Source organism: Pseudoalteromonas sp. T1lg76 (assembly GCF_002964725.1).
Classification (GTDB): Bacteria; Pseudomonadota; Gammaproteobacteria; order Enterobacterales; family Alteromonadaceae; genus Pseudoalteromonas.
The window spans coordinates 23,549-41,238 of record NZ_PQCE01000039.1; the positions used below are offsets into that span (position 1 = coordinate 23,549).

15 protein-coding genes and 1 pseudogene are annotated in these 17,690 nt (G+C 50.2%); 11 read left to right on the plus strand and 5 right to left on the minus strand.

Features of this window, described 5'->3' with window-relative positions; genetic code table 11:
* The first annotated feature begins 11 nt into the window (after positions 1 to 11).
* Genes C2M35_RS13975 through C2M35_RS13995 form a run of 5 tightly spaced genes read left to right on the plus strand, consistent with a single transcriptional unit; the run spans position 12 to position 3,697 of the window.
* Complete coding sequence (locus C2M35_RS13975) at positions 12 to 686, plus strand: response regulator (RefSeq protein WP_105265602.1); 675 nt, start codon at positions 12 to 14, stop codon at positions 684 to 686.
* Positions 683 to 1,969: a Stf0 family sulfotransferase gene (locus C2M35_RS13980; RefSeq protein ID WP_105265603.1), complete on the plus strand. Its 1,287-nt coding sequence runs from the start codon at positions 683 to 685 to the stop codon at positions 1,967 to 1,969. Before C2M35_RS13975 ends, C2M35_RS13980 begins: the two co-directional genes overlap by 4 nt.
* A complete protein-coding gene (locus C2M35_RS13985; RefSeq protein ID WP_233998016.1) occupies positions 1,954 to 2,295 on the plus strand; it encodes a cupredoxin domain-containing protein in 342 nt (113 codons plus the stop codon). Before C2M35_RS13980 ends, C2M35_RS13985 begins: the two co-directional genes overlap by 16 nt.
* Positions 2,292 to 3,020: a hypothetical protein gene (locus C2M35_RS13990; RefSeq protein WP_105265604.1), complete on the plus strand. Its 729-nt coding sequence runs from the start codon at positions 2,292 to 2,294 to the stop codon at positions 3,018 to 3,020. Before C2M35_RS13985 ends, C2M35_RS13990 begins: the two co-directional genes overlap by 4 nt.
* A complete protein-coding gene (locus C2M35_RS13995) occupies positions 3,008 to 3,697 on the plus strand; it encodes a hypothetical protein (RefSeq protein WP_105265605.1) in 690 nt (229 codons plus the stop codon). Before C2M35_RS13990 ends, C2M35_RS13995 begins: the two co-directional genes overlap by 13 nt.
* A gap of 64 nt (positions 3,698 to 3,761) precedes the next feature.
* Here C2M35_RS13995 and C2M35_RS14000 read toward each other — a convergent pair whose 3' ends face one another.
* From C2M35_RS14000 to udk, 4 genes and pseudogenes are all read right to left on the minus strand, one after another.
* Positions 3,762 to 6,977: a S41 family peptidase gene (locus C2M35_RS14000; RefSeq protein WP_105265606.1), complete on the minus strand. Its 3,216-nt coding sequence runs from the start codon at positions 6,975 to 6,977 to the stop codon at positions 3,762 to 3,764.
* Positions 6,978 to 7,096: 119 nt separating this feature from the next.
* Positions 7,097 to 7,864 carry a substrate-binding periplasmic protein gene (locus C2M35_RS14005; protein WP_105201236.1) on the minus strand — a complete coding sequence of 256 codons (768 nt, stop codon included), beginning with the start codon at positions 7,862 to 7,864 and terminating at the stop codon, positions 7,097 to 7,099.
* Between the two features lie 402 nt (positions 7,865 to 8,266).
* Positions 8,267 to 9,489, minus strand: a pseudogene (locus tag C2M35_RS14010) (NupC/NupG family nucleoside CNT transporter).
* A 14-nt stretch (positions 9,490 to 9,503) separates the two neighbouring features.
* Complete coding sequence (gene udk / locus C2M35_RS14015) at positions 9,504 to 10,133, minus strand: uridine kinase (RefSeq protein ID WP_105258859.1); 630 nt, start codon at positions 10,131 to 10,133, stop codon at positions 9,504 to 9,506.
* 304 nt (positions 10,134 to 10,437) lie between these two features.
* Between udk and C2M35_RS14020 the strand changes: the two genes are divergently transcribed.
* From C2M35_RS14020 to C2M35_RS14030, 3 genes are all read left to right on the plus strand, one after another.
* The gene (locus C2M35_RS14020) at positions 10,438 to 11,670 is read left to right on the plus strand and encodes a phosphopentomutase (RefSeq protein ID WP_105201234.1); all 1,233 of its coding nucleotides are present in this window, start codon (positions 10,438 to 10,440) and stop codon (positions 11,668 to 11,670) included.
* 11 nt (positions 11,671 to 11,681) lie between these two features.
* Positions 11,682 to 12,383 (plus strand): purine-nucleoside phosphorylase, encoded by a 702-nt coding sequence (gene deoD, locus C2M35_RS14025; protein ID WP_105201233.1) that lies wholly within the window; start codon positions 11,682 to 11,684, stop codon positions 12,381 to 12,383.
* Between the two features lie 216 nt (positions 12,384 to 12,599).
* Entirely contained in the window at positions 12,600 to 13,256 is a 657-nt protein-coding gene (locus tag C2M35_RS14030; RefSeq protein WP_233998381.1) for a HEPN domain-containing protein, read from the plus strand.
* 121 nt (positions 13,257 to 13,377) lie between these two features.
* Here the strand turns inward: C2M35_RS14030 and C2M35_RS14035 are convergent, their stop codons facing one another.
* On the minus strand, positions 13,378 to 13,806 hold the full coding sequence (locus tag C2M35_RS14035; RefSeq protein ID WP_105265607.1) for a GNAT family N-acetyltransferase: 429 nt from the start codon (positions 13,804 to 13,806) through the stop codon (positions 13,378 to 13,380).
* Positions 13,807 to 13,971: 165 nt separating this feature from the next.
* Between C2M35_RS14035 and C2M35_RS14040 the strand changes: the two genes are divergently transcribed.
* From C2M35_RS14040 to C2M35_RS14050, 3 genes are all read left to right on the plus strand, one after another.
* Positions 13,972 to 14,688: a hypothetical protein gene (locus tag C2M35_RS14040; protein WP_105265610.1), complete on the plus strand. Its 717-nt coding sequence runs from the start codon at positions 13,972 to 13,974 to the stop codon at positions 14,686 to 14,688.
* A gap of 861 nt (positions 14,689 to 15,549) precedes the next feature.
* On the plus strand, positions 15,550 to 16,449 hold the full coding sequence (locus C2M35_RS14045; RefSeq protein WP_105265608.1) for an OmpA family protein: 900 nt from the start codon (positions 15,550 to 15,552) through the stop codon (positions 16,447 to 16,449).
* A 155-nt stretch (positions 16,450 to 16,604) separates the two neighbouring features.
* A partial coding sequence (locus C2M35_RS14050; protein ID WP_234000073.1) for an Ig-like domain-containing protein occupies positions 16,605 to 17,690 on the plus strand: 1,086 nt, incomplete at its 3' end.

Consider the following 17,690-nt stretch of genomic DNA (forward strand, 5'->3'; position numbering starts at 1 on the left):
GGAGACAGGGATTGCGGTTGTTACTGGTGGAAGACGATGTCATCGTCAATGAAGGCTTGAGCCGTACTCTGGCTCACGAGGGCTATGCGGTGGAATCGGTGACCTGTTTAGCCGAGGCGCGGCCCATGGTGGCCCATGATGATGTGGATCTGGTGATCCTCGATCTCGGCCTGCCTGATGGCGATGGTCTAAGCCTGCTAGCGGATATTAAACGTCGTGCCAAGCCCTTGCCGGTGCTTATCCTTACCGCCCGTGACAGCCTGGATGACAAAATTCAGGGCCTGGACTTGGGCGCCGACGATTACCTGGTCAAGCCCTTTGCCGTGGACGAGCTATTGGCACGTTTGCGGGTGCTGGGTCGGCGCGTCACTGGTGTGGCATCAAGCGTATTGCAATGTGGTTCGGTGCAAATGGATCTCGGTGCCCATCAGGTCAGTGTCGATGGCGCCTTGCTCAATCTGCCGCGCAAGGAGTACATGCTGTTGAAGGCGTTAATGGAAAACCAAAGTCGGGTGCAGTCCAAAGAGCAGCTGGAACAAAAGCTGTACCAATGGGGGGAGGAGCTCGGTTCTAACGCCATCGAAGTGCATATTCACCATTTACGTAAAAAGTTGCCGGCCAAGATGATCAAAACCCTGCGTGGCATCGGCTATGTGTTGGCCACCAATGAAGGCGGCGAACCTTGAGCATACGCACCAAGCTGATGATGCTGTTGTTGGCCATGCTGGTGCTTATCCTGTTTTTAGCCCTGGCCCAAGGCTATCAACGCAGTTTGGCCCGTGCCGATGCCTTGTTTGACCAGCATCTCCAGGCCCGCACCCAATTGCTGTTTGCCGTTGCTCCCGAGGCCCTGCCCAAGCAACAGGCGCAATTTTGGCAGCGTTGGCAAGGCGATACTGTAGTGGGGGGAAGCGAAAGCTTACTCGCCAAGGTGCCGCCCCAGGGCCTGCAAACCATCAACAGCCAAGGGCAACGACTGCGTATCGCCACCTATTGCCGGCAAATAGATTGTGTGGTGCTGGGCGAGCCCATCAGTGAGCGTTTTGCCCTGTCGGAGCAATTGATCATCGCCCTGATGTTACCCATGTTGCTCGGCATTGCTTTATTGGCGGTGTTTATCAGTCTGGCGGTGAAGCGCGCCTTACAACCCCTCACCTTACTCTCTCGCGAGCTCAAAACACGTGCCGCCAATGACTTTTCCATGTTGCGCACCCAAGCCAAGGCCTCGGAAATCAAACCCGTGGTGGACACCCTGAATGCCCTGTTGCGGCGCACCGAGCAGGCCTATTTGCGCGAGCGCTACTTTGCCAGCGATGCCGCCCATGAGCTGCGTACACCCTTGAGCGCGATGAAAATCAACCTGCACAACTTATTACAGCGTCATAAGGATGAGGATGCCAAAGCGCTGAGCCTGAGTGTCGACCGCCTTAATCATTTGGTGGAGCAAATGCTGGCCCTGGGACGGACTTCCTCCCAGCAGTGGCAGGACAAACTGGCCAAGCAGTCGCTGGCCCATATTTGCCAGCAGTTAATCGCCGAGCTCTATCCGCAAATAGCGCAGAAAAATCTGGATATCAGCTTAAGCGGCGAGTGTCGCGAGGTTATCGGTGAGCCCTTTACCCTTAATGTGATGTTGAAAAACATCATTTGCAACGCGGTGAAATACACCCCGGCTAATGGCCGTATTGCCATTCACTTGGCCGACCGAGGTGATAATATTGAGCTGCGGGTGGCCGACTCCGGCCCCGGCATTGCCAGCGAGTTACGGGAGCGCATTTTTGATCGTTTCTTTCGTGTTGGCGGCGACTCGCACCCAGCTCATATTCCCGGTGCGGGTTTGGGCTTGGCCATAGTCCAGCATGTGATAGGTCTCTATCAGGGCGAGGTGCAACTCAAGCAAAGTGAATGGGGCGGATTAGAAGTGATCATTACCATGGCGGTACAGCGGGAGACATTATGCAGCGATTGATATGGATATTGATGCTGCTGAGTATGCCAGCGTTCGCCGAGCTCAAAGAGTTTAAGCTGGTGCTCAAGGATCACCTTTTCTATCCGGCGCGTATGGAAGTGCCGAGCGGTGAAAAAATTCGCCTCTTGGTGCACAACCTCGACGGCGACCCGGAAGAGTTCGACAGCTTTGATTTAAACCGCGAGAAGGTGCTGTTCCCCGGGCGCATTAACGTTATCTATGTCGGCCCTCTGGCCCCCGGTGAGTACTTCTTTTTTGGCGAATTTGCACCCGACACCGCACGGGGAACCCTGGTCGCGGTGCCATTTGCGGAGCAAAGGCCATGATCAACAGTTTATTAGTGACCATCAATCAATTGTTGCCGCCGGCGGTGTTGCTGGTGTTTGCCCTAGTGTTGCACGTTAAGCCTCTGGGACTTAAGCGCTGGCTTATTTTAGCCCTGTGGCTGGTGGTGCCAACATTGAGCTATATCCTCGCGCTTGAGCAGATCAGCCAGTGGTTTGATTACCTGGGTTTTGAGTATTCACAAATGCTGCTGGTGGCGCTATTGGTGCTGGCGGCGCTCAGCGGTTTGGCGCTGCGGCTATGGGCCAGTTTTGTGTTGCTGTTGGCCAGTGCCAGCTGTTTATATTTGAGTCACTACTTACCCTGGCTGCTGCAAGGGCACATGGAGCTGGCTCGTGCCCTGGGGGTGTGTCTCGGGGTGGGCATAGTCGGTAGTTTTGCCATTTTATTTTATTTCTTTCTTACCTGGTTGGCCGAGCACTACGGGCCCTGGGGGGTACTCGGCCTATTTTGCATGCATATTGCCGGCTCCATGGTTGGCATGCTGGACATTGCCGCCGGTGCAGGCTTATTAACCATGCCCTCGCCCTTGGTGGATCTGCGCACCCTGTTGGACGAGCACAGTATTTTTGGCCGTTTGGCCAAGGTGGTAGTGGGTTATGAAGCGACCCCCAGTTCGCTGTCATTATGGGTATATATATTGACGCTGTTGGCGCTGCTAGGGGCAGCAAAATGGCAACGGAGTAGACAAGAATGCGATATTTAACCTGGGCCTTATTGCTGCTGAGTGCCAGCAGTTGGGCCGATGGCATGGTGGTCGATAAGGTCTACCATCCCTATGTCCTGCCCTATGAAAAGGAGCTGGAATGGCGTCTGGTGTCGCGACAAACCGATGAGGGCAATGTGCTGGCGCAGCGCTTTGGTGTCGGCGGTGCCATCAGTGAAACCCTGAGCCTGGAAGTCTATGGTGTCGGTGAGCGCGACGATGAAGGCGACTTTGGTCTGGCCGCCTATGAAGCGGAGTTGCGCTGGCAAATGGTGGAGCAGGGGCGTTATTGGGCCGATTTTGGCGCCCTATTTGAAATCGAAAAGCAGCACAAAGAAGATAACTATGAGATCACTTCTGGCCTCTTGTTCGAAAAAGAGTTCGGCATCACCAGCCTCACCGTCAATGCCTTCTTGGTGTATGAGTGGGGCAGTGATATTGACGCAGAATGGGAGTCGGAGTTTCGGGCGCAATATCGCTATCGTTTGCGCTCGGCGTTTCAGCCGGCATTAGAGCTCTACAGCGGCGAAGACTTTGTCGGTGTAGGCCCGGGCTTTATCGGTTTGCATCGTTATGACGGTCAGCATCAGCTTAAATGGGAAGCGGGCTTTATCAGTGAAGTGGGGCATGGTGGTAAAGACCATAGCTTTCGCCTGGCCCTTGAGTTCGAGTTTTAACAGGACGTTGCAGCTGTTATCAGGGCCTGCATCTCTAAAAGACAGGCAGGCCCTAACGCTCTAGTTAGAACTTACTGGGTGCCGGTGGCACGCTCAGGGGTTGTCTCGGCTTGGCCTCAAGTTCCTTGAGTAGCTCCTCAACGGCGCGCTCAATGGAGGGATCCTTACCCTGATAAATAAGCTCGGGACGATCAATCACCTCGATATCCGGCGTTACGCCTTCGTTCTCGATGATCCAGTTCCCCTCGTTATCTAGGATGCGGAAGGTCGCCGCAATCACCTGGCCGCCATCGACCAGATTCGGGTTGCCGGAAATACCGATTAAGCCACCCCAGGTACGAGTACCAATCAGCTTACCTAAACCCGCCTGACGGAAATAGTAAGGCAGGGCATCACCGCCAGAGCTGGAATAGCCATTGATCAGCATGGCCTTAGGACCATCGTGGGCAAACTGCGGGGTTTTTGTCGGCTCAACACCACGGCGTTTCCAGTAGTTCAGCGGCTTACGTGCCAGCCAGGTGATCATATGCTCGGGAATAAAGCCACCGCCATTGTAGCGGTCGTCGATGATCATGGCGTCCTTGGTGGTTTGCGGCATAAAGTTTTTGAACATGGCGCGGTTGCCCTCGTAATGGGTGTTGGGCAAGTGCACATAGCCGATTCGGCCATTGGAAAGCTTGGTCACATAGTCGGCGCGCTCGTGCACCCATTGCAGATAACGCAGGCCTTGCTCGCTGGCCACTGGCTTGACGCTGACCTTCCAGGCACCTTTTTGGCTTGGTTTGGAGTTTATTAGCAGCTCAACTTGCTCTCCCTGAGTGTTTTCCAGCAATTCATAGAAGTTACTCACCTGGGTGACCGGGCGGCCGTTAACGGCGATAATGAAGTCTCCGTCGCTGGCTTTAACGCCCGTGGTGCCCAGTGGGGAACGGAAGTCTTCATGCCAGTTTTCGCCTTGGAAAATCTGCTCGATTTGCACATAACCCGAGTCGTGGCTCGCCAGTTTGGCGCCCAGCAAACCGTGCTTTTTGCGCTCGGCCGTAGGCATATCACCGGATTGCACATAGATGTGACCGGCATTGATCTCACCGGCAATTTCGCTCAGCACATAGTCAAGATCGGCGCGGTGCGCCACGGCATTGGCCAACGGCTGATATTTGGCCAAGATAGCATCCCAGTCCTGACCATGATGGTTTTCATCGTAGAACCAATCACGCAGGGTGCGCCAGCCTTCCACATACATTTGCTGCCACTCGACTTGCGGGTCGATTTTCAGCGTCATCTTGGTTAAATCCAGCTTGGCCGCGTTCAAATCCTGATCCGCTTTCGGGGCAATAACGCTGTAGTCCTTACCGGCACGCACCAAAACATGTTCACGGTTGCTGGACAGGGTATAGCCATTCACACCCTTGGCCACGGTTTTCAGTTCAGCGTCGTGCTCGGTGCCAAGCAGCTGTAAATCGCCACTGCTCATGGTTAACACGCCGCCTTCGACGCCGGCTAAGGCGTTGTAGTCTCCCGCCGGGGCGTTAAGAGCGGTCACTCGTTGCATAAAGCCACCGCTTTGCAGCTGATTCTTTTTGCTTGTTTCTTTGCTGTCGTCATCGTCACTAAGGATTGCCGCTTCATCGCTTTGCAGGGCAATTAAGGGTGTGATCTTGCTGTTTACTGCGGCGGCATAAATGCGCGTGGCACGGTTAAACATGTAGTCAAACTCGTAGCTGCTAAAGGCGAGGTTGAAGTCGCGTTCAGAGGTAAAGTACAGGTATTGGCCATCCGGTGAGAAGGCCGGGCTGTGCTCATTGGTCATCTCGTCGGTTAAGCGCGTCACCGTTTGCTCTTCGGTATTGTAGTGCCATAGCGAGGCATAGCGGTTTTCGTTGTTTTTCACAAAGACGATGTCTTCGCTGTTAGGCGACCAGATGTACTGTTGAATACCATCCTCATCGTACAGGCCGGTATCTATCTTGTGTTGTTTACCGGATTTTGCATCCAGCCACCACAGGGTGTGGTTTTTATCTGCAAACAGCAGTTTTGAGCTATCCGGCGACCAGACCGGGGTAAAGCGCCAAATGGTGCCGTTGTCGGTGAGTTGCTTCACCGTGTTGTTGTTGGCGCGATCCTTGACGTAAATCTCATATTCGCCACTTTCATCGCTCATATAGGCAATGTAGCGACCATTGGGCGACCAGCTGGCGTCAATTTCACGCCCGGTTGGCGTATAGGACAGGTTGCGTGTGGGCCCTTGTTTCACCGGCACGCTAAAGAGCTCACCACGGGCGGTGAACAGGGCGCGTTTGCCATCATGAGACAAGGACATGGAGTCGATAAACTCACTGACATTCTTGCTGTAAGGCATGGCATACTGGCGTAGACCGGCAATATTAATGGTGAGCTTGGTGCTTTGCTCAGTAATTGGGTCGAAGCGATAGAGGTAGCCGCCATTTTCATAGACCAGGGCGTTAGGGCCGGCCGATGGCCAGAGCACGTCAAAATCCTGGTGATTAGTCAGCTTTTTCGCCTCGTCCCCCTCGCGGTATTGGTACAGATTCAGGGTGTAGTCGCTGTCGGAAACAAAATAGATGTTGTCGCCCACCCAGGTCGGTTGCTGCTCGGTGGCGCGACTGCTGGTCAATTGCTTGGAGGTGTTGTTTTCTAAGTCATACACCCACACATCCTGGGCACGACCGCCTCGCGAGCGCTTCCAGGTACGAAACTCGCGGTCGATGGGGGTGTACACATACTTACCGCCATCGGGAGAGAGCATACCCCCGCCTGTTTCCGGGATAGCCAGAGGCTGCTCTAAGCCACCATCCGCCGGCACCATATAGGGACGGCCCATACGCTTGCCCCAAGGGGTACGGTTGGCACGAAAGACCACGTTTTTGCCATCTGGGGTCCAATCCAACACCCGGTAATCATAACCACCGCGCGGCGGCATAGGGCCAACATCGTTATAGTAAGTCAGTTGTTTTAGCCCGGAACCATCGCGGTTGATCACGTAAATTTGGCGGCTGCCGTTGTACTCGGCGGCAAAGGCGATGCGCTCCCCATCCGGTGAGAATTTAGGAAAGGTCTCAAAGCCAACATGATCGGTCAGGCGTTGGCTGGCACCGGTTGCGGTGTTGGCCACATACACATCACCGGCGTAAATAAAGGTGACATGTTCGTTGTGAATATCGGGGAAGCGCAACAGGCGCGTGTCTTCGGTTTCATAGGCCGACACCCAGGGGGCCAGCGTGGTTGCCACGGCCAAAGCCAAGGTCGTTATTGTTTTCATGGTTATCCTATCCTTTTGGGGAGACTGTTACATCATAGCAAGGGAGCGGATAACTGCGACCGAGGTGCGACTAAAAGTTTGTTAAAAATTATGTAGATGCTTGTTTTTGTGGTGGCGCACTAGTCATTAAAGGTTTGCAGCTCATGATAGGGGTTGCGCAGCTTTTGCTGGTACCAGGTCGTGTCTTCAATGGCGGCGAAGGCCTCTTTGATGTTGGCGACCGTGGTAGCGTCCATGTCTTTGTTGGCTGCCAAGTAGCCGTAGACGCTAAGCTCTTCGATGGCGCTGATAAAACGCAAATGACTGGCGGGCAGATTAAACTGCTGCGCCATGGCACCGACATAGTTAGGGTCATCGATGATCAGATCCACCTTACCGGAAAGCAAGAGGCGGTAGGAGTGCTTGATATCTGTGGTTTGCAGCACGGTAAAGCCGCGTTTTACAAAAAACAAGGCGCTGATATCATCGCGCTGCACCGCTATGCGATAGGCTCGGGCGTCCTCGAGTTGTTTGATGTTGATGTGTTTGCTTGACGATAAGCTGACAAAGCCCAAACGAAAATAGGCGACCTTGCCCAGCCAGTGGAACAGCGGCTCGCGCTCCGGTGTTTTCGCTAAACTGTAGATCAGCGTATTGGCCTGCTTTTTGGCGAGGTAAAAGGCCCGTGCCCAGGGGTAGATGTTGATATCGGCATCCACATTCGCTTCGCTGAGCACATGACGAACGATATCCGTGCTGCTGCCGCCGATATTGTCATTGATTAAAATCTGGTTGGGCGGGCTCAGTTCGGTCACCACCTGCACGGTGTCATCCGCAGCACTGTTAAAAGATAGAAGTGCGCATAGGAAACATAACAAGGGGAGTGACGTTCGCAGCAAGGGGGGCATGCTCTTTCCTTAAGCCAATAATTCCCCTAAGCATAGATAAATGCAATGAAGAATGCACCTAATAACGAAGAAAATATTCCTCATTTGGGTACTTTAATGGATTTATACCAATTCTGTTAAGTATGTGAGCAGATATAGCGCCGGATAAATGATGTGATAACAAGGCGGAATTTTTCTTATGTAGTTACTCTACATCGAAAAATTCCAACGCCGTGAGCATGACATTTAGCCCGCTAGAATGATTAGCTATTTAAGTGAATTGGTATTAGTAGGGCGCAGAAACGATAAAAGGGCCTTGCGGCCCTTTGGTGAAGTATCGTTCAAGTTAGCTGCTGCCTTAACCCCTTAAGGCAACAACCTAGGTCTGAGACCCTGTTTTGCAACTGTGGCTTCTCTTTGTTTCTAAGCAATAGAGAGGAAAAACCCAGCAATTGCGGCGCTCATAAGGTTGGCCATAGATCCTGCCAACACTGCTCTGAGCCCTAGACGTGCGATGTCCTTTCGCCGGCTTGGCGCCATACCGCCAATCCCGCCTAGTAAGATGGCTATCGATGACAGGTTAGCAAAACCACACAGTGCAAAGGTTACGATTGCTTGTGTGTGCTCACTTAACTCATCACGATAATTAACAAAGTCCAAATAAGCGACGAACTCATTTACGACTAATTTCTGGCCGATAAAACTACCGGCTCGCATGGCTTCATCCCAAGGCACACCCAATAACCAGGCGACCGGGGCGAAGACATAACCTAAAATCTGTTGCAGCGTCAGCTCCGGGTTATCGAAGAAGCCGCCAAACCAGCCTAATACACCATTAAGCAGGGCGATAAGCGCTACGAAAGCCAACAGCATGGCGCCTACGTTCAGGGCCAGTTGCATACCGCTTGAGGCACCAGCGGCCGCGGCATCGATGACGTTAACCGGCTGCTCATGCTCGGTATCGAGCTCTGCCAGGGTTTCCTTCGGGGTTTCCGTTTCCGGCACTATCATTTTGGCCATCAGGAAACCACCGGGGGCGGCCATAAAGCTGGCAGCAATCAGGTAGTGCAGTTCAACGCCTATCTTTACATAACCGGCCATGACCGAGCCCGCTACCGTGGCTAAGCCACCTACCATGACCGCGAATAATTCCGACTTGGTCATGGTGGTAATAAAAGGTTTTACTATCAAAGGCGCTTCGGTTTGGCCAACGAAAATATTGGCGGTGGCCGAGAGCGACTCGGGGCGCGACGTTTTCAATAGCTTTTGCAGCGCGCCACCTAAGAATTTAATCACCCAATCCATGATGCCGAGGTAATACAAGACCGCCACCAGGGATGAGAAAAACACGATAACCGGCAACACCTGAAGGCGAATAAAAAGCCTAGAGTGTCTTCCTTGGCCAAGGGACCGAATAAAAAGCTGATGCCATCGGTGGCATAGCCAATTATTTTGGCAACCGCCCTGGACATGGCTTCAAGTATGTTTTTGCCAAATTCAAAAAATAATACAAAGCCACCTATGATGACTTGCAGTAAAAATGCCACGCCGACTGTGCGTGGATTTATCGCTTTACGGTTTGTTGATGCCCCGTAGGCAATCGCCAGTAGCACCAGCATACCGATCAGGCTCATTAATGTTGTCATTGCCGATGTTCCCGTTATTCTTGTAGTAGGTGTTTGATTTTACTTTTTATTATGTCAATTGCTACGCGGTTTTTACCACCTCGGGTGACCACCAAGTCGGCGTTGTGCTTGGACGGCTCGATAAACTGGTAAAACATTGGTCGCACGGTGCGCTTATACTGTTCGACAATCGACTGGATTGTGCGACCGCGCTCTTCAATATCGCGTTGCATACGGCGCATCAGACAGATGTCCAGCGGCGTATCAATAAACACCTTGATATCAAATTCATCTCTCAGTGCCGGATCGCTTAATAACAAAATACCCTCGACGATGAGGATCTTTGCCGGTAAAACGCGGCGTGTTTCCTTTGCGCGGGTGTGCTCGTTATAGTCATAAATGGGCACATCCACGGCGCACCCTTCACGCAATTTGCGCAGGTGCTCGACCAACAATTCGTGCTCAAAGGCATCCGGGTGGTCATAATTGGTTTTGACGCGATGCGCCATAGGTAAATGTGATTGATCCCGGTAGTAGGCGTCTTCCTCGATAATGGCGATCGCCCCAGGCTCTAGCTCATTGACCAGTTCGTTATAAATAGTTTGGCTAAACAACGACTTACCCGACGCAGACGCACCGGCAATGGCGATAATGGTTTGTGTCACAAACAAAGCATCCAGACTGAAATTAGACAATTGATTACTTTAGCAAATTCGCCACGAATAATCTCAATTGATGCCATCCATTAGCGCTTATGCGCGCCAAAAGTGACGCAAATCCTTACGTTATTCCGACAAATGTAGCCTTTATAACGGGTTTTTATTAAGGACTTATGTCCGCTTGAAAAAACATCAGCGGCGAACCCCTAGCGCCCAGAACAAACCTATAATTAGTGTAGGACTTTTGTCCTGTAGCTAAATTTATCAAGTGGTTAAAGTGAGCAACATAGCGTAATAGAGCGAGGCAAGTATGGCACGAGCAATGATCTTGATGGCCGACAGTCTGGGTATTGGCGCGGCACCCGATGCCGAGGCCTTTGGCGATCTTGGTGCCAACACCCTGGGTCACATTTTAGATGCCTACCAGCAGCGATGGGGTGAACCCCTGGCGCTGGCAAACTTGTCGCGACTGGGTTTGATCGATGCCTGTGAGGCGGCGTCTGGTCGAATCCTTAACGTTGCCAATCGCCAACAGCCAATGGCTGCGTGGGGTTATGCCAAGGAGTTATCCAGTGGCAAAGACACGCCGTCGGGGCATTGGGAAATGGCCGGTGTGCCGGTGTTGTTTGATTGGGGTTATTTCCCTTTAACGACACCCAGCTTTCCCGCCGAGTTGATTGATGAATTGGTAGCGCGCACCGGTATTCCCGGGATATTGGGTAATTGTCATGCTTCGGGCACGACCATTATCGCCGAGCTCGGTGAGGAGCATGTGCGCACGGGTAAGCCAATTTGTTACACCTCGGCCGATAGCGTGTTCCAAATTGCCGCCCATGAACAAAGCTTTGGTTTGGATAAGTTATATCAGGTATGTGAAGTTGCACGCTCACTGCTTGATGACTACAACATCGGCCGCGTGATTGCGCGTCCCTTTGTTGGCAATGACAAGGATGATTTTAAGCGCACCGGTAATCGCCGCGATTATTCGGTGTTACCGCCGGCCCCGACAGTGCTTGATAAGCTGGCGGCCGCCGGTGGCGAGGTGATCAGTATTGGCAAAATCGCCGATATTTATGCCCATCAGGGGATCACCCAAAAATATAAGGCGCCGGGCCTGGAAAACCTACTGGCGAAAACCGTCGAGGTGTTCAAACAGGCACCGGACAACAGCTTGGTATTTACTAACCTGGTGGACTTCGATGAACTCTATGGTCATCGTCGTAACGCCGTGGGTTATGGCGAAGCATTGAAAGTATTCGATGACTTTTTGCCCCATGTATTGGCGCAGTTAAAAGAAGATGATCTGCTGATCATCACCGCCGACCATGGCTGCGACCCCACCGCCGCAGGCTCGGATCATACTCGTGAGTATGTGCCGGTAATCGCCTATCGCCCGGGCATGCAAGCCGTGGCTCTGGGTGAGCGTGAGAGTTTTGCCGATATCGGCCAGACCTTGGCGCAATGGTTTGACCTAACAACACTTGAATATGGTAACGGCTTTGTTGCGGCGCTGTCGATTGATACGCCGGACACAGCACAGTAAGAGGACAAGATATGAGTACGCCACATATTAGCGCAGCCCAGGGCGATTTTGCCGAAACGGTATTAATGCCGGGCGATCCACTGCGTGCCCAATACATTGCCGAGCACTTTCTCGACGATGCGAAACAAGTGACTGGCGTACGCAATATGTACGGCTTTACCGGCACTTATAAAGGTAAGCCGGTGAGCATCATGGGCTCGGGTATGGGCATTCCATCCATGTCCATTTATGCCCGCGAGCTGATCGTCAGCTACGGTGTGAAAAATATCATTCGTATCGGTACCTGTGGCGGCATCGCTGCGGATACCAAAATTCGCGACGTGATTTTTGCCCAGGGCGCGAGCACCGACTCCAATGTTAACCGTGCCCGTGTACGTGGCTACGATTTTGCCGCCCTGGCCAACTATGGCTTGCTTGAAAACGGCGTACGCGCCGCCCGTGAATTGGGTATCGATGCCAAAGTAGGGAACGTGTTTACCACGGATACCTTCTATCAGGCCGACTCCTCGTTTTACGAAGAGCTGCATAAGCTAGGTGTACTGGCGGTGGACATGGAAACCGCCGGCCTTTACGGTGTGGCCGCCGAATACGGTGCCAACGCCATGGCGCTGTTTACCGTGAGCGATCATGTGATCACCGGTGAAGCAACGCCAGCCGAAGAGCGTCAAAGCACCTTTAACGAGATGGTGAAAATCGCCCTCGAATCAATCTAATTTATGCACCTAGGGGCCACCCTAGATTGCAACATCAGTGTTCCTTGGTAATACGTGAAAAACGTTAACCTCAAAGTCCCCGCTTTTTAGCGGGGCTTTTTTATGCCTGCAGATAAGGAGAGCGCTTTGTCGTTTTTATAGTGGGCGTTTGACTAGGGAAAACAATTAACTTATTAATATTGTTTTAACGTGTTTGAATTGCCTTAGGTATTTGATATGGAAGTGACTTACCAGAGCTTAAAAGCGCGACAGCGTAGCGAACGAAGTGAATACTCTGAAAACATAGGTTTGCGGGTGCACAGGGCACTGAGCTGGCTGCATAAAGCAGAGCAGATGGAAGGGGATAAAGACTCCCAGTTTATCTTTTATTGGATAGCCTTTAATGCCGCATACTCAAATGTTATTGACGATTGTTACCGTTATACCGAGCAAGATACATTCCGTAATTTTATCGAACGCTTATGTCAGCTGGACGAGCAAGGCCGCTTAGCAGATCTGGTCTGGAATGAATTTGCCAGCAGTATCAGGGTATTGTTAAACAACAAATTTGTGTTTCAGCCCTTTTGGGATTTCCACAATCATAAAAAGTCCGAACAAGAATGGGAAGAGCGCTTCAAAGCCGCAAATTCCTATGCTAATAAAGCACTCGGCGGTAAAAACACCTCCGCCGTTTTATCGGTCATATTTTCTCGCCTATATACATTAAGAAACCAGATTATCCATGGTGGCGCCACCTGGAATAGTTCAGCAAACCGGGCTCAGGTCCGTGATGCGGTTACCTTCTTATCCAAGTTTATTCCGTTCACAATTGAAATCATGATGGATAACGCCCAAGAGTTTTGGGGAGAAGCAAGTTACCCCGTTGTAGAATAAAGCAAATTACCAAGACACCCATCTCAAAGCTTAAAGTATAAGAGTGGGTGTCTTGTTTATTACTCAGTTTTTCTAGCGGCTCTCTTTCAGCCCTTGGGTTCTTTAGCTCTCTTGGTAGCTTTTAGTCCAAACCTTCCACTATAGAAAAGTGATAACTGGCTATTCGAAAGCCCTCCCTAAGGTAAAATTTATGGGCGGGAAAGCGTTGCACGCCTGAATCGAGGTGGATCTGCGTACAGCCGACTTTTTTCGCATAGCTTTTAAACCAGTTCATAAAAAAAGTGCCGACGCCTTTTGACCGGTATGCTTCATTGGTAACCAGATCCTCAATATAGATGTGCTTTCCCCAAGCGAGTTTTTCGCCCATGCTGAACCCGGCAACCGCCAACACCTCGCCCTCCGATATCACATAGACTAGCTGATAGCCCTGTGCTTTCTGTTTCTCTATCTGCACATGCAAACTTTCACGACTGTACTGCGGGCGCAGCTGCAAGAGTACATCAAGCACCTTGTCTTGAAGGTCACCTTGACCCATAAACCTAACTTCCATCTACTTCTCCATTTTGGTGTCTTTAAGCAACGAACGTCATCGTACATAAAACTTATCTCAAATCCACATTGTCGACAATTATATTCGATATGCATATAAATAAATTGTTTATATGGGTTTATAAATTAAGATTGTCGACAATGTTAATTTGGGAATTAGATGCTAATGTGGTTTAACTTTTTCGGAACGCTCAATACTTGCTTCATCTTATTTAGTTTAATAGGGGTGTATTCACAAGTACGTACCATATGGCGAAGGAAGCAAGAACACAAACAGCATCCAACGCATATCCTGTCGCTGAAAATGTTTATGGTTAGCTTCTTAGCCTACTACTCCTTCTTTGTATATGGCATGTCGATAGAGCCTTTCAATCACTATATTGTGTGGCCTAGGTTATGCGCCTCAGTGCTGGTTAGTATCATTCTTTATGAAATATGGCGAGACAGGAAGACACGGCCGTCGTTTCTATGTTTTTCAGCGGCCCTGGCGCTACTTTTGATAGGCGCTTTGTTTGGTGTCATAGGAACTGCTTATGAAGATCAAGGACAGCAAATAATGGCGGTAATGATAGTCTGTATTACCGGGCTCATTGCGCATGGCTATTACAGTCAGATCACCTTAGTGCTTAAGGCGGGGGAGACCGGGGCGCTGGATAGAAAAATGAGTGCGTTCATTTTACTGATGGACATTTCAACTATCGCATTTTCTCTGAGCATGGGGCTTACACAAGGTTGGCCGCTCTTGCTGTTGGCGAGTGTCAGTGCCATTACAAAAATCGCCGTGCTTTATTTATTCAGGTGGGTCCGTTTTAGCCCGATAGCAAGGGCCCGACGAGCCGCTCAAAAAGAAGGATTCTGTATGGCAGAATCGAGCCAACAATGAGCAGAGAAAAATTACCAAGACACCCACCTCTGACTGTGAAGAATAAGAGTGGGTGTCCTCGATAACTCCCACTCGAGAACTTAGATAACTCTTTTTTCAATATTGACTGTTTTTCGAACTGAAAAACGTTGTTTTATTTCAACGCGCCACATTGAGTGGTTGTTCGATAAATGAGCAAATTACAACTAAGCTTCTCATTTGAGTTGAAACAGTGCTTTCTGAAGGTTAGCGGGTCCCGCCGCCATTTAAGTACGACCAAGGCGCTCGATCGGGTGAATATAGAATTCAAATGTCACATTTTAGTTAACGCACTATTTACAAAAAAGGCATCTTGCCTATCGTTGGTTAGCGTAATGATTATTGAAATATCGGACGTCAAAAAGTACTTGATTGCGGACGGTGCTGACTATTTGAAATTACAGGATAACCTTGTGGTTATAGGCGAATAGTTACTTTATCAAGCCTAATGGAAACTAAAGCCTAAGCTATTGAGTGCGGGTTAACTGGTTGTATTTAGTTTGTTAATCAAGTTTTGCAATATGGAAAACGTGCTCCAGCATAAAAGCTCTATTGTCCTACAGTTCCGAATATTGAAAAATGAGAATAATAGTCTTCACTTCACTTTAACCTTCTGTTTTTAAGAGTTAATTCTCCCAAAAAAGCAAAAAAACAAGCCTTGAATAGTAATCTTAAAGTATTAGTACTTTTTTATCATTTCGTCCTTGACGATTGAGTGCTTATCGTACAATACTATTTTTAACATAAGTTAAGAACTTAACGCTTGCTTAATTGGTGAAGTTAATTTTTCTGTCAGTCCACAAGTAAGTGTGGTGTTTCACACGCTCCCGAGAAAAGTAAAAAATGAAAAGTTATCTAAAACACGTTCAATTACTCTGTATGCTTGTTTGCGCTGCAACATTAGTAGCCTGTACCACCTCAGGTTCTCTATTAACTGGCCAACCGCTCAAAGCTTCTTCTCAGATTAGTGATGCAGAAGCTACTGCAAAAATTGTATTTTTCCACGATGGTCCTGTTGATGCCGAGACCTTACGAACGAACTCGATCGTTATCTCAACTCAAGGAAAAGTCATTTCCGGGCTGCACCCGCAACAATACACAGTTATTCAAGCCTGCAGTGGTATGCAAACTTTCCAAATCGCTCGAGGTGGCTCAGCAGCCGTCTCAGTAGAGTTGCCTATTGCTGAAAACTCTGTGTATTACGTCAAGTTGCAACCAAGCACACAAGCATCCGGAGTTACCTACCAGGTTTCGACGCACCGCAGTGTTAGCGATGTCATTGATGGCCGCGAAGCGCGCTCATTTTTGGTGGCGCGTCACCAAGCTAACTGTGCCACACCAGAAGAACCTGTAACGCCAGAACCTCTAATGTCTACTTTTGATTCAGAAGCGCTCTTCGCTTTTGATGGAGCGGAACTTACCGACGTCGTAGCCTCGCATCCTTTAGATGAAGTCGTGAACTTTATCGAGGCCCACTCTGACCACTCTATGCGTATTACTGTATCTGGTTATACCGACCGTCTGGGTGCTCGCGACTACAACCAAACACTCTCTGAGAAACGTGCACAAACCGTCGCCAATTACCTTAAAAACAAAGGTTTTAGCGGCAGTCTCCAAGTATTTGGTTTTGGTGCGGCGGATCCAGTTGTAACGGATTGCCCTTCTTCGTTAAGCCGAGATGCCTTGATTCAATGTTTACAACCGAATCGACGCGTAACAGTGCGTGTTTTACCGGCTAACTAATTCTAATTTACAAGCGCACCTACTAAGCGAAAGCGCTTGCTGGCTATTTTTATAAAATTTACGGAGATGATGTCATGGTCAAAGGGTATGAAATCATTGTTTACAGCGGTGAGCGCGTGGTCGAGAACCACTCTTTAACTACTGACGGGGGAGCATTGACAATCAATGCTCAAAACGACGTTCGTTACGAGCTACTTGACCCTGCAACAGGTGTCGCGCCCCAACAAGTTCTCTTCAAACGTGAAGGCGAAAATTTGGAACTTCACTTTGGTGATGCGGCGCCAGACGCAATCGCAGACGTTATTATTACTGGCTATTATGACCTGAGCACGCCACCCAAGTTTTTCGGTTTAGCAGAAGACGGAGATTACTATTCCTTCGTTCCGCAAAGCGGCTTGACTGAAGACCTGTTAGACAAACTTGACGAAGACGACGAGACTTATCAAAGCTTAGGCTACGAAGATAGCGACTCAGGTATAATGTGGTGGCCATTAGTGTTAGGCGGTGCAGCATTAGCGGCATTGGCGCTTGATGGCGGAAGTGACAGTGACGACAAGGTCAGTATTGCTCCAGACAGCCTTGATATCGAAGCTCCAATCGTCACTTTTAACGACTTAATTACTAATGATACAACGCCCGAGCTCAACGGCACAGTCAATGATCCAGATGCGAAAGTGGTCGTTATCATTAACGGTGTTGAGTATGAAGCAACCAACAATGGCGATGGTACTTGGACACTTGCTGATGACGTCGTTGCCGAATTAGAAGATGGCACCACCGCGGTTGTTGTGATCGCGACGGATCCAACTGGTAACGAGGGGGAGGCTGAAGGCGAGGTTGTTATTGATACCGTAGCGCCAGGTAATGGCGATGATGGTAATAGCATCATCTTCGATGATGGCGGTGATAACCTATTATCCGCTACGGAAGCGGCCGATGCCACTTTAAGTGGCCAAATCGAAACAGGCGCATCAATCATCCGCGTCGTGATCAGTGACGGTACCACCGACATTGAGGTTGACCCTACAGCAATTAGCGTTGATGAAAACGGTAACGTGACCATTAGCGGACAGGACTTCAGTATTTTCGCCGACGGTGAGTTGACAGTTACCATGACGGTTGAAGATGCTGCTGGTAACCGAGGAAACGTGACCGATACCACCACCTTGGATACGGGCGCACCGAGCACGGGTGATGGTGCAAACAGTATTGCATTCGACGACGGCGGCGATGAGCTATTA

Excerpts from the sequence above, each read along its gene's own strand:
- C2M35_RS13990 (WP_105265604.1), top strand. The coding sequence starts at position 2,292 with ATGATCAACAGTTTATTAGTGACCATCAATCAATTGTTGCCGCCGGCG.
- C2M35_RS13995 (WP_105265605.1), top strand. The coding sequence starts at position 3,008 with ATGCGATATTTAACCTGGGCCTTATTGCTGCTGAGTGCCAGCAGTTGG.
- C2M35_RS14000 (WP_105265606.1), bottom strand. The coding sequence starts at position 6,977 with ATGAAAACAATAACGACCTTGGCTTTGGCCGTGGCAACCACGCTGGCC.
- C2M35_RS14005 (WP_105201236.1), bottom strand. The coding sequence starts at position 7,864 with ATGCCCCCCTTGCTGCGAACGTCACTCCCCTTGTTATGTTTCCTATGC.
- C2M35_RS14020 (WP_105201234.1), top strand. The coding sequence starts at position 10,438 with ATGGCACGAGCAATGATCTTGATGGCCGACAGTCTGGGTATTGGCGCG.
- deoD (WP_105201233.1), top strand. The coding sequence starts at position 11,682 with ATGAGTACGCCACATATTAGCGCAGCCCAGGGCGATTTTGCCGAAACG.
- C2M35_RS14030 (WP_233998381.1), top strand. The coding sequence starts at position 12,600 with ATGGAAGTGACTTACCAGAGCTTAAAAGCGCGACAGCGTAGCGAACGA.
- C2M35_RS14035 (WP_105265607.1), bottom strand. The coding sequence starts at position 13,806 with ATGGAAGTTAGGTTTATGGGTCAAGGTGACCTTCAAGACAAGGTGCTT.
- C2M35_RS14040 (WP_105265610.1), top strand. The coding sequence starts at position 13,972 with ATGTGGTTTAACTTTTTCGGAACGCTCAATACTTGCTTCATCTTATTT.
- C2M35_RS14045 (WP_105265608.1), top strand. The coding sequence starts at position 15,550 with ATGAAAAGTTATCTAAAACACGTTCAATTACTCTGTATGCTTGTTTGC.